2 protein-coding genes are annotated in these 1,629 nt (G+C 69.3%); one reads left to right on the forward strand and one right to left on the reverse strand.

Annotated features, from left to right (window positions below):
• The coding region (locus tag ABN273_RS59150) for a LysR family transcriptional regulator (protein WP_349458588.1) at positions 1-758 on the reverse strand (758 nt) is incomplete at its 3' end.
• Between the two features lie 184 nt (positions 759-942).
• Between ABN273_RS59150 and ABN273_RS59155 the strand changes: the two genes are divergently transcribed.
• The coding region (locus ABN273_RS59155; RefSeq protein ID WP_349458587.1) for a flavodoxin family protein at positions 943-1,629 on the forward strand (687 nt) is incomplete at its 3' end.

Consider the following 1,629-nt stretch of genomic DNA (forward strand, 5'->3'; position numbering starts at 1 on the left):
AGGCCGGGTGGGTGGTGGTCGAGTGCGGATTCGACGGTGATGCCGATGCCCGTTCCCGCGGCGACATGAGCGGCGATGGTGTGCACGCTGTCGGCGGTTCTGATGATGCGCAGGTCGGCTCCGCCGATGTGGAAGGCGGACAGGAGGCGGTCGCAGAGACCGCTGTTGATCTGGTGGGGCCAGGTGAGCAGGCCGGTGGTGGACAGTTCGGACGCGCTCAGCTCGGCGTGCCCGGCGAGGGGGTGGGTCGCGGGTACGAGCGCCATGAACCTCTCGGTGGACAGCACCCTCGCGCGTACGCCGGTGACCTCGCCGGTCGCCCAGGCGATGCCGAGCCCGATCGTGTCCGCCCGCAGGGCGGTGAGCTGGGCTGTGGTCGGCATGGCTTCCGGCACGATCGTCACGTCGGGGAAGCGGTCGCGCAGTTGCCGCAGGCAGCGCAACAGCAGCTGGTGGTCGGTGTATTCGGCGTGGGCGACGACGAGGGTGGTGCGGGCTTTGTCGCCGGTGGCCAGGGAGCGTCCGCGCTGCTGGAAGCGGCGCAGCTGGGCCAGGGTGGCGTAGGCGTCGGGCAGCAGCGCTTGGCCGAGGTCGGTCATTGACACCCGGCGGCTGGTGCGGTGGAACAGCCGCCCGCCCAGGGCGTGCTCCAGCCGCCTGACGGCGTCGCTGACGGTGGGCTGACCCTGGTGCAGGCGCGCGGCGGCGCGGCCGAAGTGGAGCTCTTCGGCGACCGCGACGAATGCTTCCAGTTCCATCTTGTCCACGGGGCCAGGCTACCGCGATCAATCGGTGTGACCGATCGTTGCGTGCCGAAGTTCGGCGTTGATGCTGTGCCGTCCGCAGGAGTGTGATGGGTGGGCAAGCAGGGATTTCCCCACGACCGGAAGTAGTGAAGAGCACATGACAGTCAATGACGTTGTCCGTGAGCAGGATACGCCGATGGCCACGGTGACGGTGGTCTACCACTCGGTGCACGGGCACACCCGGGTCCTGGCCGAGCATCTCGCCGACGGGGCGCGCCTGGTGCCGGGAGCTCAGGTGCATCTGGTGGAGATCCGGGCCGAGGACGTCACCGCGGGCCGTTGGCACGATGCGCAGGTGCTGGCGCTGCTCGGCCGCTCCGATGCGATCGTCCTGGGCTGCCCGACGCTGATGGGCAGCGTGTCGGCGGTGTTCAAGGCGTTCATGGAGGCGGCGTTCACGCCGTTCACGACGCAGGCGTGGAAGGACAAGCTGGCCGGCGGGTTCACCATGTCCGCCTCGCAGAGCGGCGACAAGCTGGCGGTCTTGGAGCAGCTGGCGGTCTTCGCCGCGCAGCTGGGTATGCAGTGGGTCGGCGTGGCCGATATGCCGGGCAACAACTGGAGTGGTGGCGCTCGCGATGATGTGAACCGGCTGGGCTCGTGGCTGGGCCTGATGAGCCAGAGCCACGCCGATCTGGGGTCGGAGCAGGCCGGATCACGCGGTGACCTGATCACCGCGCAACGGTACGGCGAGCGGATCGCCCGGCTGACTCAGCGGTGGGTCAACGCCGTGCCGTATGAGACCTCCCGGATGACCGAACACGAAGCCCGCGCCCTGTCGGCCTCCCTCAGGGAGACGGACGACGCACCGGCAGCGCTCGGC

It is taken from the genome of Nonomuraea sp. B19D2 (genome assembly GCF_040137845.1).
Lineage (GTDB): Bacteria > Actinomycetota > Actinomycetes > Streptosporangiales > Streptosporangiaceae > Nonomuraea.